Genomic DNA, 25,160 nt, shown 5'->3' with positions numbered 1-25,160 from the left:
GGGAGGGCCCCGCTCGGGCAGCCCGCGCGCCCGTCGGCGGAAAGCCCTGGCCAATAAAGTTGCTGTAAGTGACCTTCAGGCCGCATGATTCCGGCCGTGATCTCCCTGCGGAACCGGCGCCCCGGCCTCCTCGCCGATCGGTGGGCGCGCAACCGGTTCGAACCCGCCGAATTCGGTCTCGTCCCCCGCGAACAGCTCGACCCGCGGCGCGGCGGCCCCGAGACCGACCCCGGCGTGCGCGCCGAGCAGCTCCGCGTCGCCGACGCGGCGTTCGAGGGCGACTGGCGCCCGGCCGCCGCCCACGTCCGGGCCGCGCGGCCCGGCGACTGGGACGACCGCTGGTCCCGGCTGGAACTGCTGCTCCAGCTCGCCGAGTCCGACGACCGCTGGCTCACCGACTGGCGCACCGCCGAACCCTCCGACGGGGACGCCGCGACCGTCGACGCCCAGCAGCTGCTCCGCCGTGCCTGGGCCGTACGCGGCTCCGCGTACGCGAAGGACGTGCCCGACGGGGACATGCGCCAGTTCATGGCGACGCTGCCGGCCGTGATGGCCGCCGCCCAGCGGGCCTCCGAGCTGGCCCCCGCCGACCCCGGCCCCTGGGTCGTCATGGTCACGGCGGCGCGGGCGATGGGCTACTCGCGCGGCCAGTTCGGCGACCTGTGGCGCAACCTGACCAAGCGGGCCCCGCACCACACCGCGGCCCACTGGCAGGCCCTCCAGTACTGGTGCGCCAAGTGGGGCGGCTCCGACGAGCTGATGCTGGACTTCGCCCGGCGTGCCGCCCTCGGCGCCCCGGCCGGGAGCACCCTGCCCGGCATCTACCTCCACGCCCTGGCCGAACTGCGGACGAAGTGGCCCGCCGCCGACCCGCAGCTGCTGCTGACCGTCGCCGAGCGGCTGGACGCCGTACGGGAGGACCACGAGGGCCTGCCGCGCCTGCGCCACCTGCTCGCGCACCACCTGCTGCGCTCCGGGCAGCCCGCCGCCGCCCTGGAGCAGTTCCGCAGGATCGGCCCGTACTGCGGCGCCGCGCCGTGGAACACCGATCCGGCGGGCCCCGTGGCGGCCTTCGACCTCGCCAGGGGCCTCGCGGCCCACGGCGCCCGCCGCTGAGCCCCGGCCCGCCTCCCGGCACCGGCCACCACTGACCTCTCTCCTCGACCTTCTGCCTTCGCCTTCGCCTTCGCCTTCCTGCTCTCCTGCGGCTCCGGCCGCTTCATCGTCCCGTGGGGGGATCTGTCCATATGGGCGCTTCACTGCGCGCCACGCGCGCCCTCGTCCTGCTCGCAGGCTTCTACCTGCTCGGCCTCGTCCTGCTGGCCGTCCTCGCCGCCGCGGACTTCGCGGCGGTCACCTGGCTGCACGGTCCGGCCGCCGCCAAGGTCCTCATCGTCTCCGCCGTCCTCGCCGTCCCGATCGTGCGCGGCATGTTCATGCTCCGCACCCCCAAGGGCGAACCGCCGGCCGGCCTCCCCGTCACCGAGGCGCAGGAGCCCGTGCTGTGGCAGGCCGTGCGCGAGGTCGCGCAGCAGGTCGGCACCCGCGCCCCGGACGAGATCGTGCTCGTCGACGAGGTCAACGCGGCCGTCAGCGAGGACGCGAAGCTGCTGGGACTGCGCTCCGGCACCCGGAGCCTGTACATCGGCCTGCCGCTGATGACGGGCCTGGACGAGATGCAGCTGCGGGCCGTGCTCGCGCACGAGATGGGCCACTACGCCAACCTCGACACCCGCCTGACCCCGCTCATCGCACGCGGCCGGGCCCAGCTGATCCGCACCATCGAGCACTTCGAAGCCCGCGCCGAGAACAAGGTCGCCAAGGAGCGCGCGAAGCAGGAGAAGAAGGCCGGGAAGCGGATCGCCAAGGGCAAGAAGGCCAAGGAGATCGACACCACCGGCGACGGGGCGATGTACCGCGCCATGGCCAAGCTGTACACGGCGTACGCGAAGTTCTACATGCGGGCCACCCTCTCCTCCGCCCGCCGCCAGGAGCTCGCCGCCGACCTCGCCTCGGTCCGCGTCGCCGGCCGCGACTCCGCCGCATCGGCGCTGCGGGAGATCAACGCCCTGGACTCGGCGCACGGCTTCTACATGGCCTCGTACGCCACCCTCGGCGTCGGCGCCGGCCTGCTGCCCCTGCCCGGCCAGGTCTTCGGCGGCCTGCGCCACCTCCTGGACGCCCGCGCGCAGGAGCTCGACGGCCTGCGCGAGGAGCTGTCCACCGAGCCCGCCTCCCCCTACGACTCCCACCCCGCGCTCGCCGACCGCGTGGCCCGCATCGAGGCGCTGCCCGACGACGGCCGCACCGGCCTGGGCACCGGTCCGGCCCTCGGTCTGCTGGCCGACGCGGACCGGGCACTGACCGCGCTGGAAGGGGCCGTCCTCGCCCCGGAGGCCCTCGCGCTCAAGCGGGTCGGCTGGGAGGAGCTCGTCCACGAATCGATGACCCTGTACGTCGGCCAGGGCGCCCAGGACGTCCGTGACGTCCTCACCGCCGAGGGGGCGGGCCCGGACCTGGGCACGCTGCTGGACGCCATCGACGCCGACCCGGCGGTGCGCTGGCGGATCACCGACCGCTTCCCGAAGTCCGAGAAGGCGCAAGCCGCCACCGGCCGCACGGCCCGCGAGTTCGCCCGCCCGGTCCTGCGGGGCGCCCTCAACCAGCTGGTCACCGTCGAGCTGACGGCCCGCGGCGCGGCCCGCTGGCAGATGTCCTGGTCCGACTCGGCCGTCCTGACCTACCCCGTCCCGGGCTTCGAGGACGAGATCGGCCCGGCCCTGGACGCGGCCACCGCGGACCAGTGCGACACCGAACCCCTGCGAAAGCTGGTACTTGCCCCGTGATCATCGCTCTCGCCGTCTTCGGCGTCCTCCTCCTCGCCGGGGCCCTCTGGGTCCTGCGGGGCGTCTACTACATCCGCAAGGCCAGAGCCCTCGAAGCCGAGATCGGCGTCCTGGACGCCCGGACGCAGGCCATCGGGACCGGGCAGGAGGAAGCGGAGGAGGCCGAACGGGCAGCCACGGCCGTCGCCCAGGGCTTCGTACCGGAGGCCGACCTCGACACGGACAACCCCGCGCCCGTACCGCCGGAGCGCGCCGCCGCGCTGGCGGCCGCCCAGGCGGGCGACTGGGCGGCCGCGGCCGCCTACGTCGAGGCCGCCGGACAGGACTGGCAGGAGCGGATGGAGCGCGTCCACCCGCTGGCCGAAGCAGCGGCCGAGGACGACGCCTGGCTGCTGGCCTGGCGTGCGGCCCGGCCCTCGGACCCCACGGCCGCGCTGGTCAACGCCGACACCTCGGTGCAGGTCGCCTGGAACGTACGGGGCTCCCTGCGCGCCGGCCACACCACGCAGGAGCAGTTCCGGCTCTTCCACCAGCTGCTGACCAAGGCCGCGCAGGACGCGCACGAGGCCCAGCGGCTGGCCGACCCCGCGGACCCCACCCCGTACATCGTGGAACAGCCCATCGCGTTCGACCTGGGCTACTCGCACGAGCGCTACCGGGAGCTGTGGGAGCAGATCACCCGGCGCGCCCCGAAGGTGCTGTGGGCTCACTGCACCGCCCTCCAGTTCTGGTGCCGCAAATGGCGCGGCTCGCACGAGCTGGCGCTCGCCTTCGCCCAGGAGTCGGCGGCCGCGGGCGAGCCCGGCGACCTGCTGTCGCTGCTCCCGCTGATCGCGCACTTCGAGAAGGAGACGGACGAGGACGACCTCGCGGTCGACACCTACTACAAGGAGCCGGAGATCCTCGCCGCGGTGGACGCGGCACTCGCGGACCTGGCGGCGGCCGGCGCCGACCACCCGCAGGCGCCGCTGATGCGGCACATGCTGGCGTTCCTCCTGTTCTGGCAGGACCGGGACGCGGAGGCGGTCGAGCAGTTCCGCCACATCGACGGCCACATCGGGGCCATGCCGTGGTCGTACTCGGGGACTCCGGAGCGCCGCTACCTGTACGCGCGGAACTTCGCGGTGTCCCTGGTCGCCCGGGACGCCTGAGGGGCACTGCGCGCACGGCGCGTGAGGGGCCGGGGGCGGGCCGGGGGAATCCCCGCCCGCCCCCGGCCGTTGACACTCCCACAAGGAGGGAATCCATGTTCTCGTACCGCCGCACCCCCGAACTCCCCACCCGTGAGCAGGCCCTGAAGGGCCGCGCGGAGCCCCTGTTCCCCGTCCCCGGCCGGCACACGGTCCTCGGCAACCCGCTTTCCGGCCCGTACCCCGCCGGGCTGGAGGTCGCGGACTTCGGGCTGGGCTGCTTCTGGGGCGCCGAGCGCAAGTTCTGGCAGACCCCGGGGGTGTGGACCACCCTGGCCGGATACCAGGGCGGCTTCACCGAGAACCCGACCTACGAGGAAGTCTGCTCGGGCCTCACCGGCCACACCGAGGTCGTCCGCGTGGTCTTCGACCCCGAGGTCGTCCCGTACGCGGCGCTGCTGAAGCTGTTCTGGGAGTCCCACGACCCCACCCAGGGCTTCCGCCAGGGCAATGACGTGGGCACCCAGTACCGTTCGGCGGTCTACACGCACTCCCCCGCCCACCAGGCGACGGCCGAAGCCTCCCGCACGGCCTACCAGCAGGTCCTGACCGCCTCGGGCTACGGGGAGATCACCACGGCCGTCCTCCCCGCGTCGGAGCGCCCCTTCTGGCCCGCGGAGGCCGCGCACCAGCAGTACCTCGACAAGAACCCGTCGGGGTACTGCGGCATCGGCGGTACGGGCGTCTCCTGCCCGATCGGCGTGGCCGCGGCACCCGGGGAGTGACCGCCGGCAGGTGACGGAAGCCGTCCCGGGGTGAGCGGCGCCCGGCGGGCTCCTCGCCGGTCAGATGGTTGAGGCGTCGATCACGAAGCGGTAGCGGACGTCGCTGGCCAGGACCCGCTCGTAGGCCTCGTTGATCCGGTCCGCCCCGATCAGCTCGATCTCCGAACCCAGGCCGTGCCCGGCACAGAAGTCGAGCATCTCCTGGGTTTCGGCGATCCCGCCGATCATCGATCCGGCGAGGGTCTTGCGGCCGCCGATCACGGAGAACAGGTTCAGTTCGACCGGTTCCTCCGGGGCACCGACGTTCACCAGCGCGCCGTCGACCTTCAGCAGGCCGAGGTACGCGTCGAGGCGCAGCGGCGCGGACACGGTGGACACGATCAGGTCGAAGCGGCCGGCCAGTTCCTCGAAGGTGGCCGGGTCGTTCGTGGCGTAGTAGTGGTCGGCGCCGAGCTTCAGCCCGTCCTCCTTCTTGCGCAGGCTCTGCGAGAGGACGGTGACCTCCGCGCCCAGCGCGTGGGCGATCTTCACGCCCATGTGGCCGAGGCCGCCGAGCCCGACGATCGCGACCTTCTTGCCGGGGCCGGCGCCCCAGTGCTTCAGCGGCGAGTAGAGGGTGATGCCCGCGCACAGCAGCGGGGCCGCGACGTCGAGGGCGAGGCCCTCCGGAATGCGGACGGTGTAGTTCTCGTCGACGACGACATGCGTGGAGTAGCCGCCGTACGTGGGCTCGCCGTCCTTGTCGCGGGCGTTGTACGTGCCGGTCATGCCCTCGACGCAGTACTGCTCCTGGCCGCGCAGGCAGTACGCGCACGCGCGGCAGGAGTCGACGAAGCAGCCGACGCCCACGCGGTCCCCCACCGCGAACCTGGTCACGCCGGGTCCGGCCTCGGCGACGACACCGGCGATCTCGTGGCCGGGGACCATCGGGAAGATGCCCTCGCCCCAGCCGTCGCGCGCCTGGTGGATGTCGGAGTGGCAGATACCCGCGTACTTGATGTCGATGAGGACGTCGTGCTCGCCGACGGGGCGGCGGGGGACGGTGGTGCGCTCCAGCGGGGCCTTGGCCGCGGGGGCGGCGTAGGCGGCGACCTGGGTGACGGACATGAGGATGCTCCTCGGTGCTGCTCGGGGTGGGACGTCGTGGGGGTGACGGATTCCAGCCTGCCGGGACCGGCCGCGCCCACCCAGCCCCCTGTCCTGCCTAGGACTGGCGGACCTACCCTTGGCGGGGTCAGGTTCAGGCCCGGCCCGCGCCGTGCCGCGCGGGGATACTGGCGGTATGGACCACCTTGATCAGCGGGCCGAGCTCGGCGAGTTCCTCCGCTCCCGCCGTGCGCGGCTGCGCCCCGAGGACGTGGGCCTGCCGGACCACGGGCGCCACCGGCGCGTGCCCGGCCTGCGCCGCGAGGAGCTGGCGCAGCTGGCCGGGGTGTCGGTCGCGTACTACACGCGGCTGGAACAGGGCAACGGACAGAACGTGTCGGCGCAGGTGCTCGACGCGATCGCGCGGGCGCTGCGGCTCGACGGCACGGAGACCGCCCACCTCACCCACCTGGCCCGGCCCGCCCCGCGCAGGCAGCGGCGCCGGCCGCACCGGCCCCAGCTGGTCCGCCCGGAGCTGCGGACGCTGCTGGAGGCGATGGACGGCGTACCGGCGTACCTCGTGGGGCGGCGCCAGGACGTCATCGGCTGGAACCGGCTGGCGGCGGAGGTCTTCGGGGACTTCGGGGCGCTGCCCGCGGCCGAGCGGAACCTCGTGCGGCTGGTCTTCCTGGACCCGGCGACGGCGGAGCTGTACGCGGACTGGGAGTGCCGGGCGTGCGAGGTGGTGAGCAACCTGCGCGTGTACGCGGGCCGGCACCCGGACGACGAGCAGCTGTCCTCGCTGGTCGGCGAGCTGTCGGTGAAGAACGATGAGTTCCGGCGGCTGTGGGCGGCGCACACGGTCGCGGACAAGACGCACGGGGTGAAGCGGCTGCGGCATCCGCTGGTGGGTGAGCTGAGCCTGTCGTTCGAGACCTTGCGGCTGCCCGACGATCCGGAGCAGGGGCTGGTGGTGTACCACGCGGCCCCCGGCTCGCCGTCCTGGGACGCCCTGCGGCTGCTGTCCTCGTGGGCCTCCCCGGCCGCGCCCGGCTCCCCCGCGGCCGGCTCTCCCTCCGCCGCCTCGGCTTCGGAGCAGGGGGCAACGGGCTGACGGGCCGACGGGCCGACGGGCCGAGCGCAGGGTCCGCCGCCGGAGTCATCGCGCGGGCGGCCCCTGGACCTTGTACTGGAACAGGGCCGTGTCGCGTTCGTGCCGGTAGCCCAGGGCCTCGTTCACCGTCCGCATCGGGATGTTCTCGTCCGCCACCGTCGTGGCGATGGTGCGCAGCCCCGGATACCGCTCGGCCGCCTCCCGCAGCATGTGCTGCTTCACGGCGCGGCCGAGGCCGTGGCCGCGGTGGCCGGGGACGACGACCGTGTCGTACTGGACGGCCCGCGGGCCGCCGGGGTCGGGCAGGACGACGACCGTGTACGCCGCCACCTCGCCCGCGTCGGTCACCGCCGCGACGGTGGTGAGTTCGCCGCCCCGGTCGAGGGCGAGGCGCTGCACGGCGTGCAGCCGCTCCGCGCCCCAGCTGTCGTTGCGCTGGTCCAGGTCCCCGGTGGGCGCGTCCGCCATCGCCCCGTGCGCCACGGCCAGTGCCCGCACCCGGTCGTCCGGGGTGAGGCCGTGCCAGGTCATCAGGGTGTAGCCCGGTGTGGCCGGGACCTCCACCGTCCGCGGCTCCGGCACGTCCTGGACGTACCAGGCCATCGGGAGGACGTTCTCGAACCCGACGGCCTCCGCGAAGGCCTGTCCGGGGCCGCCCAGGTCGACCATGGTGGCGACCGAGGTCCGGCCGTCCGCGAGCAGCTCCCGGCGGACCCGCTCCCACAGGGCGGTGCCCACGCCCCGCCGCCGCGCGTCGGGGCGTACGGCGAGGACGTCGAGGAAGGCGGTGTGCCGGTTGGCCTCCTCCGAGAACAGCAGCAGGCCCGCCACGCCCGCCCCGTCGTCCGCCGTCCACAGGAACGGGCGTCCGCGGACCGGTGCCACGCACAGCCGCCCGGCGGTCTCCACCCGGGCGGGGGGCGGCAGGTCGGGCAGGTCGGTGGCCGCGGTGGCGGTCAGGACCGCCAGCCAGCGGTCCACCTCCGCGTCGGACGGGGGCGGGGTCAGGGAATGGATCATCATGTCCGGACCCTAGACCGGGCCCCGGTCCGGGTGCGCGGGGATATCGGGTCAGGGTGCGCGGCGGTGTCCGGCCCGGCCGCGACGCAGGACGGCGGACGGCCGGGAACCCGTGGGGTTCCCGGCCGTCCGCCGTCGATGTGCCGCGCCGTCAGGAGGCCGAGCCGGCCTTCCACTCGGCCCACGGCATGTTCCAGCCGTTGAGGCCGTTGTCCGGCTTGATGGTCTTGTCCGGGGAGTTCACCACGGTGACCACGTCGCCGATCAGCGAGTTGTCGAAGAACCAGGCACCGGGCTGGTTGGGGTCGTTGGCGCCCTTGGCGTCGTTCAGACCGACGCAGCCGTGGCTGGTGTTCACCTTGCCGAAGACCGAGTCGGCACCCCAGTAGTTGCCGTGGATGAAGGTTCCGGAGGTGGACAGCCGCATCGCGTGCGGGACGTCCTTGATGTCGTACTCGCCCTTGCCCTCTTCGTTCTTGAAGCCGACGGTGGCGCCGTCCATCCGGGTCTCCTTGAACTTCTCGGAGATCACCATCTGACCGTTGTACGTGGGGTTCGCCGGGGCGCCGGCCGAGATCGGGATGGTCTTGAGGACCGCGCCGTCGCGGGTGACCGTCATCGTCTTCGCCTTCACGTCGACGGTGGAGACCTGGCTCCGGCCGATCTTGAAGGTGACGGTCTTGCTCTGCACGCCCTGGATGCCGGGTGCGCCCTGCACGCCCTGGAGCTCCAGCTTCAGGGTGACGGTGGAGTTCGCCTGCCAGTACTGCTCGGGACGGAAGTCGAGCCGCTGGTTGCCGAACCAGTGGCCGACGACCTCCTGGCCGCTGCTGGAGGAGACGGAGATGGCCGCCTGGACCGCCTTCGGGTCCTTGATCGGCTTGTTGAAGGTGAGGGAGACCGGCATGCCCACGCCGACGGTCTGGCCCTCCTCCGGGACGAACGAGGCGATGAAGCTGTTCTCCGGGGAGAGGGTGGTGAAGGAGGCGTTCTCGTGCGCCTCCTTGCCGTCGGCGTCCTTCGCGGTCGCCGCCAGGGCGTACTTCGTGGAGCGCTTCAGCGCGGCGTCGGGCTTCCAGCTCTTGCCGTCGGCGGCTATCTTGCCGGCCACCGCCGCGCCCTCGCTGGTCTTCAGCTCGACCTTGGTGAGCGTGCCGTCGCTGACGGTGACACCGGCGCCGTCGTTCAGAGCCACGTTCGTGGCACCGTCCTTGGGCGTGATCTCTATTCGGGCCTTGGAGGCGTCCTTCGCCGCCGCCGCGTCCACTTCCGCCTGGGACTTGCTGGCCTCACCGTTGCCCTTCGGCTCGCCGCCCCCGTCGTTGCACGCCGAGAGCATCAGTACGCCGCCGAGCACGGCGGACACGGCCGCCAGGGACCTTCTCCGCCGCTTGCTGTCCGTCCTCACACGCCACTCCATCGTTGCCGGAAACCCCGAGGCTGCCGTCCCGGGGCTGGCCGGGCAGGGGGACGCACCCCCTGCCTCGCCCTGACAACGCGTTAACGTCGCGGGTCGGTTCCACATCCCGTTCGGATGTGGGCAACCCCACGGTCAGGCGTTGTCGTTCTCTTCGTCGAAGTCCCCATCTTCCCCGTCCAGGTCCCACTCCATCGACTCGGGGTCGTATTCGACGGGCTCGCTGCTCCAGGAGGCCTGCGCCAGCTCGACCCCGGGGATCTCCGCGACCAGGTCGGTGGGGTCCACCAGGTAGGCCAGGGCTTCCGATTCGTCCTCGCGGACGGCGGACTCCGCGTGGCCGCGCTCCTCGTCCGGCATGAACTCGTCGGCCTTGATGTGGTCCAGCGCGGCTCCGGTGAGTGCCTGCGGATCCGGCACCTCAAGGACCAGATCCACCCGAAGCCGTACGTATCGTGATGTCTCAGAAGGGTTCATACGACGGAGCGTAAGCCCGCGGAACCCCCGGCTTTCCCACGACCCGCCCCTTTCCGTAGCATCACCGCACACGGCCAATTCGCTGCTGCCACAAGGGGGATCGCACCGTGTCCGCACGTCGACCGCTGCTCACCGCTCTCGGAGCGACCACCCTCCTCGCCGCCCTCTGGTTCGTGCCCTCCGCGGGCGCGACCGCACCCGGGCACACCACGGGCGCTTCCGGCACGCCCGCGGGGGCGAACACCCCCGTGACACCGCCTGCCGCGGCTTCCGGTTCCGTTCCGGCCCCGGGCTCCGGCACGGATGCCGGTACGAGTCCCCGTACGGCCCCGCAGGCCGCGCCCGCCCCGCTCTCCCTGGCCGACACCGGCTCCGTCGACACCACGCCCTACGTGCTCGGCGGCACGCTCCTGCTGGGCCTGGGAGCCGGCTTCGTGACCTTCTCGGTGCACCGCTCCCGCACCCCGTAGTCCGGCCGCGCCGCAACGCGCAGCGAGGGCCGCCCCCGGGGACGGCCCTCGCTCGTACTGCGGCGTCCGTCAGGCGAGCGGACCCGTCACGGACTCCACGGCCGCGACGAGCGCACCACTGCGCACGAATGCGTCGGCAGCCGCCAGGTCGGGGGCGAGGAAACGATCCGGCCCCGGACCCTCCACGCCCGCCGCACGGGCGGCCTCGATCGCGGCCCGGCTGGCCGGGGCGGCGGTGAGGCCGTGGCGCAGCTCGATGGCGCGGGTGGCCGCGTACAGCTCGATCGCGACGATCCGGGTGAGGTTGTCGACGGCCGTACGGAGCTTGCGCGCGGCCGACCACCCCATGGAGACGTGGTCCTCCTGCATCGCGGAGGAGGGGATCGAGTCGGCGGACGCGGGCACGGCGAGCCGCTTCATCTCGCTGACCAGCGCGGCCTGCGTGTACTGGGCGATCATCAGCCCGGAGTCGACGCCCGCGTCGTCCGCGAGGAAGGGCGGCAGCCCGTGCGAGCGGTTCTTGTCCAGCAGCCGGTCGGTGCGCCGCTCGGCGATGGAGCCGAGGTCGGCGGCCGCGATGGCGAGGAAGTCCAGGACGTAGGCGACCGGGGCGCCGTGGAAGTTGCCGTTGGACTCGACGCGGCCGTCGGGCAGGACCACCGGGTTGTCCACGGCGGCGGCCAGCTCGCGGGAGGCCACCAGCGCGGCGTGCGCCATGGTGTCGCGGCCCGCGCCCGCGACCTGCGGGGCGCAGCGCACGGAGTACGCGTCCTGCACGCGCGGGGCGGACTCCTCCTGGAAGTGGCCCGTCAGCCCGGAGCCCTTGAGCACGGCCGCCATGTTGGCGGCGGAGGCCCCCTGGCCCGGGTGCGGGCGGATGGCGTGCAGCTCGGGGGCGAGGACCTTCTCGGTGCCGAGCAGGGCCTCCAGGGTCAGCGCGGCGGTGATGTCGGCCGAGGTGTAGAGCTTGCCGAGGTCGGCGAGGGCCATGACCAGCATGCCGAGCATGCCGTCGGTGCCGTTGAGGAGGGCGAGGCCCTCCTTCTCGCGCAGTTCCACCGGCTCGATCCCGGCTTCGGCGAGCAGTTCCCCGGCAGGCCGGACGACCCCGTCCGGACCCTCGGCGTTGCCCTCGCCCATGAGCGCGAGCGCGCAGTGGGACAGCGGTGCGAGGTCGCCGGAGCAGCCGAGCGAGCCGTACTCGTGCACGACGGGGGTGATCCCGGCATTGAGGACGTCGGCCATGGTCTGCGCCACCGAGGGGCGTACGCCGGTGTGCCCCGAGGCGACGGTCTTGAGCCGGAGGAACATCAGGGCCCGGACGACCTCCCGCTCGACGCGCGGGCCCATGCCGGCGGCGTGCGAGCGGACGATGTTGCGCTGGAGCTGCGCGCGCAGCTCGGGACTGATGTGGCGGGAGGCGAGCGCACCGAAGCCGGTGGACACCCCGTAGACGGGCTCGGGCTTGGCGGCGAGGGCGTCGACGATCTCGCGGGAGCGGGCGAGGGCGTCGAGCGCCTCGCCGGACAGCTCGACCCGCGCGTTGCCGCGGGCGACGGCGATGACGTCCTCGGCGGTGGTCCCGGAGGTCCCCACCACGACAGTGTGCATATCCATATTCAGCACCCTACGGATTGAATCGCTCCATGTCACTAGCTGGCCCCGTCACGAGTCAGCGGCGGCCGGGCCCCTTACGCGGGAGGCCGATGGGCACGACACGGCCTAGCTGCGCCCGCGGAACCGGCGGCGGTCGGCCGTGCCCTCCTGAGCCGCGTCGGCGAGCGGCACCACGGCGGTGTCCCGCCCCGCCACGACGGGCTTCGGGGACCGCGCGGCCTTGGCCTTGTACTGGGCGGCGTCGGCGAGCCGGAACAGCCGCCGGGAGGATTTGACCAGCCCGATCGGGTCCCCGGTGGACGCCACCCCGCAGGCCACGCCCTCGCCCAGCTCCAGCTCCGCGGCCCGGGTGCACAGCTCCTCGGTCACCCGCACCACCTCGTCGGCGCTCGGGCCGACCCCGACCAGGCAGAACTCGTCACCGCCGAGCCGGGCCACCAGCGCGCCGGGCAGCATGGCCCCGCACAGGCTGAGCACCGAGCCGAAGCGCTCCAGCAGCCGGTCGCCCATGGCGTGGCCGAGGGTGTCGTTGACCTTCTTGAGCCCGTTCAGGTCGCACACCACCAGGCTGACGACGACCCCGGTCCGCCGGTGCTCCTCCAGGGCCTCGTCGAGGCGCATGTCGACCGCGCGCCGGTTGGCGAGGCCGGTCAGCGGGTCGGTGAAGGCGAGCCGCCGGGCCTCCTCCAGCCGTTCGTTCTGCGCGAGCCCGGCCGCGACCACCGCGGCGAGCACCGTCGCGAACGCGGCGTCGTCCTCGTCGAAGTCGGGCAGGCCCTCGTCCCGGGCGACGTACAGCTCGCCCCAGGCGCGCCCGCTGAGCACCACGGGCGCCACGACGCAGGTGCCGCGCCCGCGGTGGCGCAGGGCCTCGCCGCGGCGTCCGGGGCGGTCGCCGACGGCGCTCTCGACCCAGGCGTGGGGTCCGCCCCCGCCGGCCCACCGCTCGTGCAGGAACTCGGTGATCTCGGGGAAGTCGTGCACCGGGTAGGACTCGTCCTCGGGGAACTCCTCCTCCCCGGGCCGGCGCTCGCCCTCGTTCACGAGCACCCGAAGGCACCCCCGCTCGCGCTCCCACGCGGAGATCGCGGCGAACGAGCCGTCCAGCGCCGTCCGCGCCCCCCGCGCCGCCGCGCGCACACTGTCCCTCGGCGCGCAGGCCGCGGCCATCGCCTGCGCGAGGCTCACCACGGCTCGCAGCCGCCCGTCGACTCCCATCACCCCAGGTTAGGGAATTTTGTCCGATTTAGTGACAATGGGCGCGGCAATCGGTACGGGCGGCATCACCAGGGTGACCGCCTACTGCCCCGGCCAGTTCGGCTTGCGCTTCTCGTTGAACGCCGCCACGCCCTCCGCACGGTCGCCGGAGAAGGCCACCGTCCGCCAGGCCGCGTCCTCGATCTCCAGCCCGGCCGCCAGGTCCATCCCGTGACCGAGCCGCAGCGCGCGCTTGGCCGCCCGCAGGCCCACCGGTGAGTGCGCCGCCATCCGGGCCGCCAGGGCCAGCGCCTCCGCCGTGTCCTGCCCGGCCGCGACCACCGAGTCCACCAGGCCCAGGGCCAGCGCTTCGGCCGCCTCCACCCGGCGCGCCGTGAAGATCAGCTCCGCGGCCCGCGCCGCACCCACCCGGCGCGGCAGCAGCTGCGTGCCCCCGCCCCCCGGGATCACCCCGACCGACACCTCCGGCAGGCCGACCACCGCCGTCTCGTCCGCCACGATCACGTCGCAGGCCAGGGCCAGCTCGAAGCCGCCGCCCAGGGCGAAGCCGTGCACCGCCGCGATGGTGGGCACCGGGAGCTCCAGCACGCCCCCGTACGCACCGCGCGTGGTCGGCCGCTGCCGCACCAGCTCGGCGTCCGACAGCGAGTTGCGCTCCTTGAGGTCGGCGCCGACGCAGAAGGCCCGCTCGGCGGAGGAGGAGAGCACCACCACCCGCACGGAGGGGTCCGCGGCCAGCTCGGCGCAGGCCGCCCCGATCGCGCGGGCCATCTCGGTCGACACCGCGTTCATCGCCTTGGGCCGGTCCAGGACCAGCTCCGCGACCCCGTCGTCACCGTGCCGACGTACCGCTACGAACTCCGACTGCACAGGCACAGGACCCTCCCGGTTAACGAACGTTACCCGGGGATCCTAGGCTTCCGCCGCGTCAGCGACCAGGGCTCCACGACCCCGAGCCCGCGGACGGGCCGCTGCCACATCGGCTGGAGCGCGAAACGGTAGGCCGCGCCCTCCTCCGGCGCCGCTTCGGCCTCCTTCTCCGAGACCGGCGCGGCCCCGGTCCGGGCCAGCTCCTCGGCCATCGCCCCGTCCACCAGCACCGCGTCCTTCGGCGCTATGGACGTCAGCCGGCTCGCCAGGTTCACGGTGGTCCCGAAGACGTCGCCCATCCGGGTCGTCACCGTGCCGAAGGCGATCCCGACGCGCAGCTCCGGCATCTGCGGGTCCGCCTCCATGGTCTCGATGAGCCGCAGCGCGATCTCCGCCGCCGTGCCCGCGTCGTCCGCGCAGTACAGCACCTCGTCGCCCAGCGTCTTGATCAGCCGGCCCCCGTACGCGGCCACCAGGTCCGCCGCGGTCGTCTCGAAGGTCTCGACCAGCTCGCCGAGCTCCTCCTCCTCCAGCCGCCGCGTCAGCCGGGTGAAGCCCACGAGGTCCGCGAAGCCCACCGCGAGCCGCCGGTCGACCATCTCCTCGTCGTCGGCCACCTGCACCACCCGCCCGGTGGCGGCCGCCAGCTGGCGCCGCCACACGTAGACGAGGAACTCCTCCAGCTCCGGCAGCAGCAGCTCGACCAGCGGGTACGTGACCTCCGTACGGGTCATCCCCGGCTCCGGCGGCTCCGTCAGCCCCTCCAGGAAGGAGTCGATCTGCCACTCCGCGAGGCGCGCCGTCGTCTGCCCGGTGGACCGCGCCACCTGCACCGCCATCGGCTCGCTCAGCAGCCCGGCCTCCACCAGACCGGCGAGGCGGCGCAGCGCCAGTACGTCCGCCTCGGTCAGCGCCCGGGCCTGGCCGATGTCGGCGAAGCCCATGGCCCGCCAGAAGCGGGAGGCCAGCTCCATCGAGACGCCGGCGCTGCGGGCGGCCTGGAAGGGCGTGTAGCGGCGCTCGGCGCCCAGGATCAGCTGTTCCAGCCGGATGGCGAGGGGGTCGGCCGTCGGCTGCACCGTGTGGTCGACCTCGTGGTGGGGCGTGTGCTGGCCGCGCCCGATGGGGGTGCCCGGCCCGGATCCGGAGGCACCGGGCCCGGTGGACGCGCTGGACGTAGGGTCGTCGACGGTCAAGGGCCGCCTCCTGTCCATTCCGTGCGCACTGCCCTGCCGAACCGGTTGATCACCGCTAGGACCGGGATCGCCTAAACCATACGGCAGGTGTGCCGTACCTCACTCCCCTCTCCGGCGGCTCGCCCGCCTCCGGGGCGCCCGCCGGGGTCAGTGCACGGAACGGAGGTGGATCACGTCGCCCGCGCCGACCGCCTCGTGGCGGTCCTCCGCCGTGCGGATCACCAGGCGTCCGTCCGTGTCGACCGCTTCCGCCGTTCCGGTGAGCGTGCGCCCGCCCGGGAGCTCCGCACGGACGTGCCGGCCCAGGGTGGCGCAGCCCGCGGCGTAGGTCTCCTGGAGGCCGCTGGCCGCCGGGTCGCCGCCCGCGGCGCGCCAGTTCCCGTACCACTGCTCCAGGGAGCGCAGGACGGCCTTCAGGAGCGGGTCACGGTCGGTCACGGTGGCCTTGGCCAGCGCGAGGGAGCCCGCGGCCGGGACCGGCAGCTCGTCCTCGGTCAGGGAGACGTTGAGCCCGATCCCGAGGACCACGCCCCCGGCGACCCGCTCGGCGAGGATCCCGCCGGTCTTGCGTTCCTCGCCCTCCACGGTGACCAGGAGGTCGTTGGGCCATTTGAGGGAGGTGTCCACGCCCGCCGCCCGGGACAGCCCGGTGGCGGTCGCCACGCCGGCGAGCAGGGTCAGCCAGCCCCACCGCTCCTGCGGCACCGCCTCGCCCGGCTTGAGCAGCACGGAGAAGAACAGCCCGGACCGGGGCGGGGCGACCCAGCTCCGGTCGAGCCGCCCGCGCCCGGCGGTCTGCTCCTCGGCGACGAGCACGGCCCCCTCGGGCAGCGCCGCGGCCCGGGCGGCGAGGTCACTGTTGGTGGACCCGGTGGCCGCGACCACCTCCAGGGAGGTCCACAGCCCGCCCTCGGTGACGACGGCCCGCTGGAGGGCGGCGGCGTCGAGGGGCGGCCGGTCGAGGTTCGACCAACGACCGGCGGAAGCAGCTGCTGAGGCATCTGATGGCATGGGCGGATTCCCTTGTGTCGCCGTATGTGATCCCTTGACCCGGGGATCGCGTTCGGATCATGACCGACCCTAGCTTCCGGGCTGTGGGGAATTCTGCGGCAAAGAGGGCATTCAGGTTCCGTTTCTACCCCGATGACGCGCAGGCACCGAACCTCGCGGACCTCCGGATGCGCGCGGAACCTCTGCGAGCCTGCCCTCGCAGCCCGGAGCGAGGCCTGGACGCGCCGGGAACGCCGGACCGCGCCGAACCGAGCGGGGTGACGGTGTCCCGGGATCCGGCGGGCCGCTGGTTCGTCTCCCTGCCGACACGATGCCCTGGAGCGTCCGCGCCTGGACCTGCACCCGCTTCCGGCCGCCGGGCCGGCGGTGTCCGCCTGGGGAGCGGGCGTCATCCTCACGGGAGCCCTCCTCCCGGTCGGGGCGCGCGCGACGAAGCGGGCAGCCCCACCCGTGAAGAGGGGACTCACCTTCCTTAGGGAACGCGATGAGGCCAAGCAAGCCACTTCAGGTGTGTCAAACGCCGCACTGCCGAGCGCCATGCCCGCCGTTACGCTACGCACCAGTAGCCAGCAGTAGTCAATCAATTGACCAGGCCGTTGACACCACGCAGGGAGCCGCGACCCCGATGTCACAACCGTCAGAGCCGATCGACATGCACACCACCGCGGGCAAGATCGCGGACCTGCAGCGCCGCATCGACGAAGCCACCCACGCCGGCTCGGCGCGTGCCGTGGAGAAGCAGCACGCCAAGGGCAAGCTGACGGCCCGTGAGCGGGTGGCCCTCCTCCTCGACGAGGGTTCCTTCGTGGAACTGGACGAGTTCGCCCGGCACCGGTCCACGAACTTCGGTCTGGAGAAGACCCGCCCGTACGGCGACGGCGTCGTCACCGGGTACGGCACGGTCGACGGCCGTCCGGTCGCCGTGTTCTCCCAGGACTTCACCGTCTTCGGCGGGGCCCTCGGCGAGGTCTACGGGCAGAAGATCATGAAGGTCATGGACTTCGCCCTGAAGACCGGCTGCCCGCTCGTCGGCATCAACGACTCCGGCGGCGCCCGCATCCAGGAGGGCGTCAGCGCCCTCGGGATGTACGGCGAGATCTTCCGCCGCAACGTGCACGCGTCCGGCGTGATCCCGCAGATCAGCCTGGTGGTCGGGCCCTGTGCGGGCGGCGCCGTCTACTCCCCCGCCATCACCGACTTCACGGTCATGGTCGACCAGACCTCGCACATGTTCATCACCGGCCCGGACGTCATCAAGACGGTCACCGGCGAGGACGTCGGCTTCGAGGAGCTGGGCGGTGCGCGGACGCACAACAGCACGTCGGGCGTCGCCCACCACATGGCCGGGGACGAGAAGGACGCCATCGAGTACGTCAAGTCCCTGCTGGCGTACCTGCCGTCGAACAACCTCTCCGAGCCGCCGGCCTTCCCGGAGGAGGCGGACACCGCGGTCTCCGAGACCGACCTCGAACTGGACGTGCTGATCCCGGACAGCGCGAACCAGCCGTACGACATGCACACGGTGATCGAGCACGTGCTCGACGACGCGGAGTTCCTGGAGACCCAGTCGCTCTTCGCCCCGAACATCCTCACGGGCTTCGGCCGGGTCGAGGGCCACCCGGTGGGCATCGTCGCCAACCAGCCGATGCAGTTCGCCGGCTGCCTGGACATCGACGCCTCCGAGAAGGCGGCCCGGTTCGTACGGACCTGCGACGCCTTCAACATCCCGGTGCTGACCTTCGTGGACGTCCCGGGCTTCCTGCCGGGCACGGACCAGGAGTACAACGGAATCATCCGGCGAGGCGCGAAGCTGATCTACGCGTACGCCGAGGCCACCGTCCCCCTGATCACCGTCATCACCCGCAAGGCCTTCGGCGGCGCGTACGACGTCATGGGCTCCAAGCACCTCGGCGCGGACCTCAACCTGGCCTGGCCGACCGCGCAGATCGCCGTCATGGGCGCGCAGGGCGCGGTGAACATCCTGCACCGCCGCGCGCTCGCGGAGGCGGAGGAGGCCGGTACCGCCGACGAGACCCGTGCCCGGCTCATCGCCGAGTACGAGGACACCCTGCTCAACCCGTACACGGCCGCCGAGCGCGGTTACATCGACGCCGTGGCCATGCCGTCGGAGACGCGGGCACACGTGGTGAAGGGGCTGCGGCAGCTGCGCACCAAGCGGGAGTCCCTGCCGCCGAAGAAGCACGGCAACATCCCCCTCTAGCCCTCCAGGAGGTCTCTGTGGTGATCAAGGTCGTCAAGGGCAACCCGACCCCGGAGGAGCTGGCCGCCGCACTGGCGGTGGTCCAGGCGCGCGCCGCGGCGCTGGCGTCCCAGCCGCCGGGCGCGCTCCGGGTGGCGGACGAGTGGTCGGCACCGGCCCGGGTGGCGCGCCACCGGCTGCCGCAGCCGGGGCCGCGCGCGTGGGGCCGTACGTACTGGCCGGGATAGGCGGGCCGCGGCCCCGGTGGCCGCGGGCGTGAGCCCGCGGCCACGCACCCCGGGGCGGCCCGCCGTGCGTTCGCTACGATCTTGGTCTTCGCAGGACCACGGGGGGCGGATGTCATGAACGGGACGAACAACGGGTCGGATCACGGGGCCGGGGCCGGGCACGCTGCACTGCGTCCGCTGGCGGCGGGCGATCCGCGGGAGATCGCCGGATACGGGCTGCTCGCGCGGATCGGCGAGGGCGGCATGGGTTCCGTCTACCTCTCCCGTACGCGGGGCAGCCGGCCGGTGGCGCTGAAGATGATCCGCCGCGAGTACGCCGGCGACGCGGAGTTCCGGCGCCGCTTCGAGCAGGAGGTGAAGGCCGCGCAGCAGGTGCGCGGCTACCACCTCGTGCCCGTACTGGACTTCGACACGCAGGGCGAGCAGCCGTGGCTGGCCACCGCGTACGTGCCGGGCCTTCCGCTGGACGAGGCGCTGGACGCCTTCGGGCCGCTGCCGCTGCCCGCGGCCCTGCAGCTGGTGGCGTGCGTGGCGCGGGCGCTGGAGTCCGTGCACGCGGCGGGGATCGTCCACCGGGACCTGAAGCCCGGCAACATCATGCTGGCCGCGGACGGGCCGTGGGTCATCGACTTCGGCATCGCGCGCGCCGCCGAGAACACGCGCCTCACCCGCAGCGGGGGCTTCATCGGCACCCCGCAGTTCATGTCGCCCGAACAGGGCGTCGGCGGGGACCTCACCGCGGCCTGCGACGTGTTCTCGCTCGGACTGATCGCCGCCGTCGCCGCGACGGGCCGCCATCCGTACGGCGAGGGCAGCGCCCTGACGGTGGCGACGCAGATCGCCAACACCGCCCAGCACCCGCCGGACCTGTCGGGTTACCCCGACTGGCTGCGGCCGCTGCTGGAGGGCACGCTCGCCGCGGACCCCGCGGCCCGGCCGGCGCCCGCCGAACTGGCGCGCCTGTGCGAGCGCTTCGCGGGCCGCGAGGCCGCCGACCTCACGGGCTGGCTGCCGGAGCCCTGGGCCGCGGCGGTCGCGGCGCGGGAGGCGGAGCTGGAGCGGCTTCCGGCGGCGGGCCTGCCCGGCGGCCCGGCGGGCGCCCCGCCCGCGTACAGCCCCACCTACGTCCCCACGCAGGCGGCAGGGGCGGGACCCGGGGCCGGCGCCCCGCCGGTGCACGGCGCGCCGACCCAGGGCCCCGCGCAGCCTCCGCACTTCCCGCCGGCCCCGCCCGCCCCGCCGGGCGGCTCCGGCGCACGCGGGAAGCGGGGCCTGCTCGTCGGGGCGGCCGTGGCCCTGATCGCCGTGATCGGGGGCGTCGCGTGGGCGCTGTCGGGCGGGTCGGGCGCCGAGGACGGCGCCCGGGACAGGTCCCCGGCGGAGCGGCCTCAGGACCAGCAGAAGGGTGACCCGGCGCAGCAGGACCCGGGGCAGCAGCCCGCGCAGCCTTCCGGCCGGCCCTCCGCGCAGCAGTCCGCCCCGAGCGCCTCGTACGAGGTGCTCTTCCAGGACAAGCCCCTGCTGATCGGGCCGCCGGCCGGTTCGATGATCACCGTCGACCTGGACGCCCCCAAGGTCATGCCGCACGGCGACAACAGCGACAAGGACGTGGAGTTCTACTACATCCTGCAGAACATGAGCTTCCGCAAGGCCATGGCCAAGTCTCCCGGCACGGCGCCCGAGGTCTGCCGCCAGGCGGTGGACACCGGGCCGCTGCCGGCGGAGCTCTCCAACACGCAGCTCATCGAGGAGGACGCCATCGTCGCGGGCGACGTCCTGTGCTCGGTGACCTCCAAGAACAATCTCGCGATGTTCCAGGTGACCGAGGTCAGGCCGACGGGCCGGCCGTACGACCCGCCCGCCTACGCCGGCAAGCTCACCCTCTGGAAGCAGCCCGCCGGCGCCAAGCCGTAGGGGACCTGCGGGCCCGGGAAAGATGGCGGGAACGGACGGTGGCGCCTGAGTACCCGTACTCAGGCGCCGCACCGGCCACCGGGGCCAGGATCGGGACATGCTCTGGTCCGACCCGAAGAACGAGCCGCCCGAGGACATGCGCGACGCGCAGGCGATGATCCGGCGGCTGACCGTGGTGATCGCCGTGGCCATGCTCGTGGTGGTGTACGTGCTGGGCGGCGGCACGGGCTTCTAGAGGTCCCGTCCGCTCCCGCCGGGGGGTCCTGCCGCGCCCCTACGATGGGCCCATGACTGTTGACCCGCTGCCCGCGAACGGGCGCACGCTCGTCCTCGCCTCCGCCTCCCCCGCCCGGCTGAACCTGCTGCGCCAGGCCGGGCTCGCCCCGCACGTCATCGTCAGCGGCTTCGACGAGGACACGCTGGACCACGACGACCCGGCCCGCCTCGCGCTGGCGCTCGCGGAGGCGAAGGCGGGCGTCGTGGCGGCCCTGGACGAGGCCGCGGGCGCCCTGGTGATCGGCTGCGACTCGGTGCTGGAGCTGGACGGCGAGGCCCTGGGCAAGCCGGCGGACGCCGAGGAGGCCACGGCGCGCTGGAAGTCGATGCGCGGCCGGGCGGGCGTGCTGCGCACCGGGCACTGCGTGATCGACACGGTGAGCGGGCGTCAGGTCTCGGCCACGGCGTCCACGACGGTCCGGTTCGGCGAGCCGACGGACGCCGAGGTCGCGGCGTACGTGGCGAGCGGGGAGCCGCTGCACGTGGCGGGGGCGTTCACTCTTGACGGGCTGTCGGCGCCGTTCATCGAGGGCATCGACGGGGACCCCGGGAACGTGATCGGTCTGTCGCTGCCGCTGCTGCGGTCCCTGCTCGGTGAACTGGGTGTATCCATCACGGATTTGTGGGCCTGAGCCCCCCGAGCGGAGGCGGCGGCGCGTCCTGGACCTCGGGCCGGCCGGGCCCGGCGGCGTAGAGCACCAGGACCAGGACGAGCAGGCACAGGATCAGCATCAGCACCACGAAGGCGGCCCACCCCACGAGGGCCACGGCGAGCGTGCCGAGCACGCCGTGGGTGACGGCGGCGGCGACGAGGACGATCCGGGCGGGGCGGCCGGGGGCCCGGTCGCGCAGCGCGGCGAGGGCGAGGAGCACGGCGCACAGCAGGAGGAAGGCTCCCGTGCCCGCGCCCATCCCGTAGGTCGCCTTCGACATGATCTCCGGGTCGCTGCCCGCGATGGACATCGACTGGTTGGCCGTGGTCCTGCCGAGTACGACGTGGACGAGCACGAGCACTGCCGCTTCCCCCGCGAGCACGATCGCGGCCAGTGCGGCCACGAGCCTTCGCAGCACGACGTCCCCACCCCCTCGCGTCACAAGCCTGTTCGACGCCCTGGAGGCTACTAACGGGTAAACCTGCGGACAAGGGGGTGCGGACGCCTTCGTTGCCGCGGGGGTCCATGATGACGATCAAGCAAAGAATTCGCGGGCCGTCGTAGGGACTCGACAAAGAATCGCCGGGACCCGCTGGCCCGGGGGACAGAGACCCCGACGATGCCACAGGGCTACTGTGCAGTCGGGGACCCCCCTTACGAGGGGCGCCACAAGGGCTTTCCAGCCTGGAGACCGACTCGAATCACACTCCGTGTGGGCAAGCTCACCACTGGATAAGGGTCGTAAGGCCGTGTGGGCTGTCCCTAAACTCAGCTTGTTTCAAGGAGGGAGCCATCGTGCGCAAGGTGCTCATCGCCAACCGTGGCGAAATCGCTGTCCGCGTTGCCCGGGCCTGCCGGGATGCCGGAATCGCGAGCGTAGCCGTCTACGCCGATCCGGACCGGGACGCCCTGCACGTCCGCGCGGCCGACGAAGCTTTCGCGTTGGGCGGTGACACCCCGGCCGCCAGCTACCTGGACATCTCCAAGGTCCTCCAGGCGGCAGCCGATTCCGGTGCGGACGCCATCCATCCCGGATACGGCTTCCTGTCGGAGAACGCGGAGTTCGCCCAGGCCGTCATCGACGCGGGCCTGACCTGGATCGGCCCGCCGCCCCAGGCCATCCGCGACCTCGGCGACAAGGTCGCCGCCCGGCACATCGCGCAGCGCGCCGGCGCGCCGCTCGTCGCCGGTACGCCGGACCCGGTCTCCGGGGCCGACGAGGTCGTCGCGTTCGCGGAGGAACACGGCCTGCCCATCGCGATCAAGGCCGCCTTCGGTGGTGGCGGCCGCGGCCTGAAGGTCGCCCGCACCCTCGAAGAGGTGCCGGAGCTGTACGACTCCGCCGTCCGCGAGGCCGTGGCCGCCTTCGGCCGCGGCGAGTGCTTCGTCGAGCGTTACCTCGACAAGCCGCGGCACGTCGAGACCCAGTGCCTGGCCGACAGCCACGGCAACGTGGTCGTCGTCTCCACCCGTGACTGCTCGCTCCAGCGCCGTCACCAGAAGCTCGTCGAGGAGGCCCCGGCGCCGTTCCTCACCGAGGCCCAGAACGCCGAGCTGTACGCCGCCTCGAAGGCGATCCTGAAGGAGGCCGGCTACGTCGGCGCCGGCACGGTCGAGTTCCTGGTCTCCGCGGACGGCCTGATCTCCTTCCTGGAGGTCAACACCCGCCTGCAGGTCGAGCACCCGGTCACCGAAGAGGTCTCCGGCATCGACCTGGTCCGCGAGATGTTCCGCATCGCCGACGGCGAGGAGCTCGGCTACGGCGACCCGGTCCTGCGCGGGCACTCCATCGAGTTCCGCATCAACGGCGAGGACCCGGGCCGGGGCTTCCTGCCCGCCCCCGGCACGGTCACCAAGTTCGCCGCCCCGTCCGGCCCGGGCGTCCGCCTCGACGCGGGCGTGGAGTCCGGTTCGGTCATCGGCCCGGCCTGGGACTCCCTGCTGGCGAAGCTGATCGTCACCGGCGCCACCCGCGAGCAGGCCCTCCAGCGGGCCGCCCGCGCCCTGGCCGAGTTCGAGATCGAGGGCATGGCCACCGCCATCCCGTTCCACCGTGCGGTCGTCACCGACCCGGCCTTCGCCCCCGCCGACGGGAAGCCCTTCACGGTCTACACCCGCTGGATCGAAACCGAGTTCGTCAACGAGATCCCCGCCTTCACGGCTCCGGCCGCCGAGGACACCGAGGACGAGCCCGGCCGCGAGACCGTGGTCGTCGAGGTCGGCGGGAAGCGCCTGGAGGTCTCCCTGCCCTCCTCGCTGGGCATGACCCTCGCCCGCACCGCCGCCGCCGGCGGCGCCAAGCCCAAGCGGCGCGCCGCCAAGAAGTCCGGCCCCGCCGCCTCCGGCGACACCCTCGCCTCCCCCATGCAGGGCACCATCGTCAAGGTCGCCGTCGAGGAAGGCCAGCAGGTCACCGAGGGCGAGCTGATCGTCGTACTCGAAGCGATGAAGATGGAGCAGCCGCTCAACGCGCACCGCTCCGGCACCATCGTCGGCCTCACCGCCGAAGTCGGCGCTTCCCTCACCTCCGGCGCCGCCATCTGCGAGATCAAGGACTGACGTCCGCGAAACGCAGACGAAGAACCGGCGGGGCCGCCACCACGGCGGCCCCGCCGGTTCTTCGTCTCCCTGCCCGACGCGCTAGCGGCGGCGCATGTCCGCGACCCGGGCCCGCTCCGCCTGCGGATCCAGCATCCCGGCGGGCGCACTGCGCAGCTGGGCCGTGGGCCCGCCGCGCCGCTGCACCGGCAGGGGCGAATCCCGGCGCGGGCGCCGTCCCTGCATGCCGTCCACACCGCCCGGGGCAGCCGCACCGGCCACGGTGATCTGCACGCCCTGGTCGGCCAGCGCCTGCAACTCGGTGGCGGCTCGGTCGTCGTGCGGGGGCGGCTCGTCGGTCACCAGCCGCGTCATCACGTCGGTCGGCACGGTCTGGAACATGGTGTCGGTGCCGAGCTTCGTGTGATCGGCCAGCACCACCACCTCGGCGGCCGCCTGCACCAGTGCCCGGTCCACGCTCGCGGAGAGCATGTTGGACGTGGAGAGCCCGCGCTCGGCGGTCAGCCCGCTGCCCGACAGGAAGGCCCGGGAGACCCGCAGGCCCTGGAGGGACTGCTCGGCCCCGCTGCCGACGAGGGCGTAGTTGGATCCGCGCAGCGTCCCGCCGGTCATCACCACCTCGACCCGGTTGGCGTGCGCCAGGGCCTGGGCGACGAGCAGCGAGTTGGTGACGACGGTCAGTCCGGGCACCCGGGCGAGCCGGCGGGCCAGCTCCTGGGTCGTGGTGCCCGCGCCGACGACCACGGCCTCGCCCTCTTCGACGAGGCTCGCGGCGACATCGGCAATGGCGGTCTTCTCCGCCGTCGCGAGATGGGACTTTTGCGGAAAGCCGGACTCCCGCGTGAAACCGCCCGGCAATACCGCACCGCCGTGCCGGCGGTCGAGGAGTCCTTCTGCCTCCAGTGCCCGCACGTCCCGCCGTACGGTCACTTCGGAGGTCTGGACGACGCGGGCGAGCTCCCGGAGCGATACCGCTCCGTTGGCCCGCACCATTTCGAGGATCAATTGGCGACGTTCTGCAGCGAACACGAAACTGACAGTAACCCCAACGAC

The 25,160-nt window shown here is 73.1% G+C and carries 23 protein-coding genes; 12 read left to right on the top strand and 11 right to left on the bottom strand.

What is annotated here, in order from left to right; translation table 11 throughout:
• Positions 1–96: 96 nt before the first annotated feature.
• The 4 genes from ACFWUZ_RS31465 to msrA all read left to right on the top strand — a co-directional run bounded on the left by ACFWUZ_RS31465 (position 97) and on the right by msrA (position 4,761).
• Positions 97–1,116 (top strand): hypothetical protein, encoded by a 1,020-nt coding sequence (locus ACFWUZ_RS31465; protein WP_384380495.1) that lies wholly within the window; start codon positions 97–99, stop codon positions 1,114–1,116.
• 131 nt (positions 1,117–1,247) lie between these two features.
• Positions 1,248–2,846, top strand: coding sequence for a M48 family metalloprotease (locus ACFWUZ_RS31460; RefSeq protein WP_384380492.1), 1,599 nt, complete (start codon positions 1,248–1,250; stop codon positions 2,844–2,846).
• The gene (locus ACFWUZ_RS31455; protein WP_384380489.1) at positions 2,843–3,997 is read left to right on the top strand and encodes a hypothetical protein; all 1,155 of its coding nucleotides are present in this window, start codon (positions 2,843–2,845) and stop codon (positions 3,995–3,997) included. The genes ACFWUZ_RS31460 and ACFWUZ_RS31455 overlap by 4 nt, the downstream gene beginning before the upstream one ends.
• 95 nt (positions 3,998–4,092) lie before the next feature.
• Positions 4,093–4,761, top strand: coding sequence for a peptide-methionine (S)-S-oxide reductase MsrA (gene msrA, locus ACFWUZ_RS31450; protein WP_384380486.1), 669 nt, complete (start codon positions 4,093–4,095; stop codon positions 4,759–4,761).
• A 60-nt stretch (positions 4,762–4,821) separates the two neighbouring features.
• Here the strand turns inward: msrA and ACFWUZ_RS31445 are convergent, their stop codons facing one another.
• Positions 4,822–5,868: an NAD(P)-dependent alcohol dehydrogenase gene (locus tag ACFWUZ_RS31445; protein ID WP_384380483.1), complete on the bottom strand. Its 1,047-nt coding sequence runs from the start codon at positions 5,866–5,868 to the stop codon at positions 4,822–4,824.
• Positions 5,869–6,043: 175 nt separating this feature from the next.
• Between ACFWUZ_RS31445 and ACFWUZ_RS31440 the strand changes: the two genes are divergently transcribed.
• Positions 6,044–6,961 (top strand): helix-turn-helix transcriptional regulator, encoded by a 918-nt coding sequence (locus ACFWUZ_RS31440; protein WP_384380480.1) that lies wholly within the window; start codon positions 6,044–6,046, stop codon positions 6,959–6,961.
• A gap of 45 nt (positions 6,962–7,006) precedes the next feature.
• Here the strand turns inward: ACFWUZ_RS31440 and ACFWUZ_RS31435 are convergent, their stop codons facing one another.
• From ACFWUZ_RS31435 to ACFWUZ_RS31425, 3 genes are all read right to left on the bottom strand, one after another.
• Positions 7,007–7,984 carry a GNAT family N-acetyltransferase gene (locus tag ACFWUZ_RS31435; protein WP_384380477.1) on the bottom strand — a complete coding sequence of 326 codons (978 nt, stop codon included), beginning with the start codon at positions 7,982–7,984 and terminating at the stop codon, positions 7,007–7,009.
• 148 nt (positions 7,985–8,132) lie between these two features.
• Positions 8,133–9,401, bottom strand: a complete 1,269-nt coding sequence (locus ACFWUZ_RS31430; protein ID WP_384380474.1) for an Ig-like domain-containing protein — start codon at positions 9,399–9,401, stop codon at positions 8,133–8,135.
• A gap of 132 nt (positions 9,402–9,533) precedes the next feature.
• Positions 9,534–9,836, bottom strand: coding sequence for a hypothetical protein (locus ACFWUZ_RS31425; protein ID WP_384380471.1), 303 nt, complete (start codon positions 9,834–9,836; stop codon positions 9,534–9,536).
• Between the two features lie 146 nt (positions 9,837–9,982).
• Between ACFWUZ_RS31425 and ACFWUZ_RS31420 the strand changes: the two genes are divergently transcribed.
• Positions 9,983–10,345 (top strand): hypothetical protein, encoded by a 363-nt coding sequence (locus tag ACFWUZ_RS31420; RefSeq protein ID WP_384380469.1) that lies wholly within the window; start codon positions 9,983–9,985, stop codon positions 10,343–10,345.
• Positions 10,346–10,414: 69 nt separating this feature from the next.
• Here the strand turns inward: ACFWUZ_RS31420 and hutH are convergent, their stop codons facing one another.
• From hutH to ACFWUZ_RS31395, 5 genes are all read right to left on the bottom strand, one after another.
• On the bottom strand, positions 10,415–11,956 hold the full coding sequence (hutH, locus tag ACFWUZ_RS31415; RefSeq protein WP_384380551.1) for a histidine ammonia-lyase: 1,542 nt from the start codon (positions 11,954–11,956) through the stop codon (positions 10,415–10,417).
• Between the two features lie 111 nt (positions 11,957–12,067).
• Positions 12,068–13,180, bottom strand: a complete 1,113-nt coding sequence (locus ACFWUZ_RS31410; RefSeq protein WP_384380467.1) for a diguanylate cyclase domain-containing protein — start codon at positions 13,178–13,180, stop codon at positions 12,068–12,070.
• An 81-nt stretch (positions 13,181–13,261) separates the two neighbouring features.
• The gene (locus ACFWUZ_RS31405; RefSeq protein WP_384380465.1) at positions 13,262–14,056 is read right to left on the bottom strand and encodes an enoyl-CoA hydratase/isomerase family protein; all 795 of its coding nucleotides are present in this window, start codon (positions 14,054–14,056) and stop codon (positions 13,262–13,264) included.
• 23 nt (positions 14,057–14,079) lie between these two features.
• Positions 14,080–15,246, bottom strand: coding sequence for an adenylate/guanylate cyclase domain-containing protein (locus ACFWUZ_RS31400; protein ID WP_384380462.1), 1,167 nt, complete (start codon positions 15,244–15,246; stop codon positions 14,080–14,082).
• 147 nt (positions 15,247–15,393) lie between these two features.
• Positions 15,394–16,257 (bottom strand): biotin--[acetyl-CoA-carboxylase] ligase, encoded by an 864-nt coding sequence (locus ACFWUZ_RS31395; protein WP_384380459.1) that lies wholly within the window; start codon positions 16,255–16,257, stop codon positions 15,394–15,396.
• Positions 16,258–16,882: 625 nt separating this feature from the next.
• Between ACFWUZ_RS31395 and ACFWUZ_RS31390 the strand changes: the two genes are divergently transcribed.
• The 5 genes from ACFWUZ_RS31390 (at position 16,883) to ACFWUZ_RS31370 (ending at position 21,527) form a co-directional block, all read left to right on the top strand.
• Positions 16,883–18,478, top strand: coding sequence for an acyl-CoA carboxylase subunit beta (locus ACFWUZ_RS31390; protein ID WP_384380456.1), 1,596 nt, complete (start codon positions 16,883–16,885; stop codon positions 18,476–18,478).
• A 17-nt stretch (positions 18,479–18,495) separates the two neighbouring features.
• Positions 18,496–18,705 carry an acyl-CoA carboxylase epsilon subunit gene (locus ACFWUZ_RS31385; RefSeq protein WP_384380453.1) on the top strand — a complete coding sequence of 70 codons (210 nt, stop codon included), beginning with the start codon at positions 18,496–18,498 and terminating at the stop codon, positions 18,703–18,705.
• A gap of 114 nt (positions 18,706–18,819) precedes the next feature.
• Complete coding sequence (locus ACFWUZ_RS31380) at positions 18,820–20,619, top strand: serine/threonine-protein kinase (protein ID WP_384380450.1); 1,800 nt, start codon at positions 18,820–18,822, stop codon at positions 20,617–20,619.
• Between the two features lie 97 nt (positions 20,620–20,716).
• Positions 20,717–20,854 carry a morphogenic membrane protein MmpB gene (gene mmpB / locus ACFWUZ_RS31375; protein WP_384380447.1) on the top strand — a complete coding sequence of 46 codons (138 nt, stop codon included), beginning with the start codon at positions 20,717–20,719 and terminating at the stop codon, positions 20,852–20,854.
• A gap of 52 nt (positions 20,855–20,906) precedes the next feature.
• A complete protein-coding gene (locus ACFWUZ_RS31370) occupies positions 20,907–21,527 on the top strand; it encodes a nucleoside triphosphate pyrophosphatase (protein ID WP_384380444.1) in 621 nt (206 codons plus the stop codon).
• On the opposite strand, the gene ACFWUZ_RS31365 is transcribed toward ACFWUZ_RS31370, so the two are convergent.
• On the bottom strand, positions 21,508–21,966 hold the full coding sequence (locus ACFWUZ_RS31365) for a hypothetical protein (protein ID WP_384380441.1): 459 nt from the start codon (positions 21,964–21,966) through the stop codon (positions 21,508–21,510). The two genes, ACFWUZ_RS31370 and ACFWUZ_RS31365, sit on opposite strands and share 20 nt — an antisense overlap.
• Positions 21,967–22,343: 377 nt before the next feature.
• Between ACFWUZ_RS31365 and ACFWUZ_RS31360 the strand changes: the two genes are divergently transcribed.
• Complete coding sequence (locus tag ACFWUZ_RS31360; RefSeq protein ID WP_384380438.1) at positions 22,344–24,107, top strand: acetyl/propionyl/methylcrotonyl-CoA carboxylase subunit alpha; 1,764 nt, start codon at positions 22,344–22,346, stop codon at positions 24,105–24,107.
• An 81-nt stretch (positions 24,108–24,188) separates the two neighbouring features.
• On the opposite strand, the gene ACFWUZ_RS31355 is transcribed toward ACFWUZ_RS31360, so the two are convergent.
• A complete protein-coding gene (locus ACFWUZ_RS31355; RefSeq protein ID WP_384380436.1) occupies positions 24,189–25,136 on the bottom strand; it encodes a DeoR/GlpR family DNA-binding transcription regulator in 948 nt (315 codons plus the stop codon).
• Positions 25,137–25,160: the final 24 nt, after the last annotated feature.

This window comes from Streptomyces sp. NPDC058646, assembly GCF_042716875.1.
GTDB lineage: Bacteria > Actinomycetota > Actinomycetes > Streptomycetales > Streptomycetaceae > Streptomyces.
Note: the sequence above shows the minus strand (reverse complement) of the source record. Positions and strands in the feature narration are given on the sequence as shown.

Coding starts and splice junctions, on each gene's coding strand:
- ACFWUZ_RS31460 (WP_384380492.1), top strand. CDS start 1,248: ATGGGCGCTTCACTGCGCGCCACGCGCGCCCTCGTCCTGCTCGCAGGC.
- msrA (WP_384380486.1), top strand. CDS start 4,093: ATGTTCTCGTACCGCCGCACCCCCGAACTCCCCACCCGTGAGCAGGCC.
- ACFWUZ_RS31445 (WP_384380483.1), bottom strand. CDS start 5,868: ATGTCCGTCACCCAGGTCGCCGCCTACGCCGCCCCCGCGGCCAAGGCC.
- ACFWUZ_RS31440 (WP_384380480.1), top strand. CDS start 6,044: ATGGACCACCTTGATCAGCGGGCCGAGCTCGGCGAGTTCCTCCGCTCC.
- ACFWUZ_RS31435 (WP_384380477.1), bottom strand. CDS start 7,984: ATGATGATCCATTCCCTGACCCCGCCCCCGTCCGACGCGGAGGTGGAC.
- ACFWUZ_RS31430 (WP_384380474.1), bottom strand. CDS start 9,401: ATGGAGTGGCGTGTGAGGACGGACAGCAAGCGGCGGAGAAGGTCCCTG.
- hutH (WP_384380551.1), bottom strand. CDS start 11,956: ATGCACACTGTCGTGGTGGGGACCTCCGGGACCACCGCCGAGGACGTC.
- ACFWUZ_RS31410 (WP_384380467.1), bottom strand. CDS start 13,180: ATGGGAGTCGACGGGCGGCTGCGAGCCGTGGTGAGCCTCGCGCAGGCG.
- ACFWUZ_RS31395 (WP_384380459.1), bottom strand. CDS start 16,257: ATGCCATCAGATGCCTCAGCAGCTGCTTCCGCCGGTCGTTGGTCGAAC.
- ACFWUZ_RS31390 (WP_384380456.1), top strand. CDS start 16,883: ATGTCACAACCGTCAGAGCCGATCGACATGCACACCACCGCGGGCAAG.
- ACFWUZ_RS31380 (WP_384380450.1), top strand. CDS start 18,820: ATGAACGGGACGAACAACGGGTCGGATCACGGGGCCGGGGCCGGGCAC.
- mmpB (WP_384380447.1), top strand. CDS start 20,717: ATGCTCTGGTCCGACCCGAAGAACGAGCCGCCCGAGGACATGCGCGAC.
- ACFWUZ_RS31370 (WP_384380444.1), top strand. CDS start 20,907: ATGACTGTTGACCCGCTGCCCGCGAACGGGCGCACGCTCGTCCTCGCC.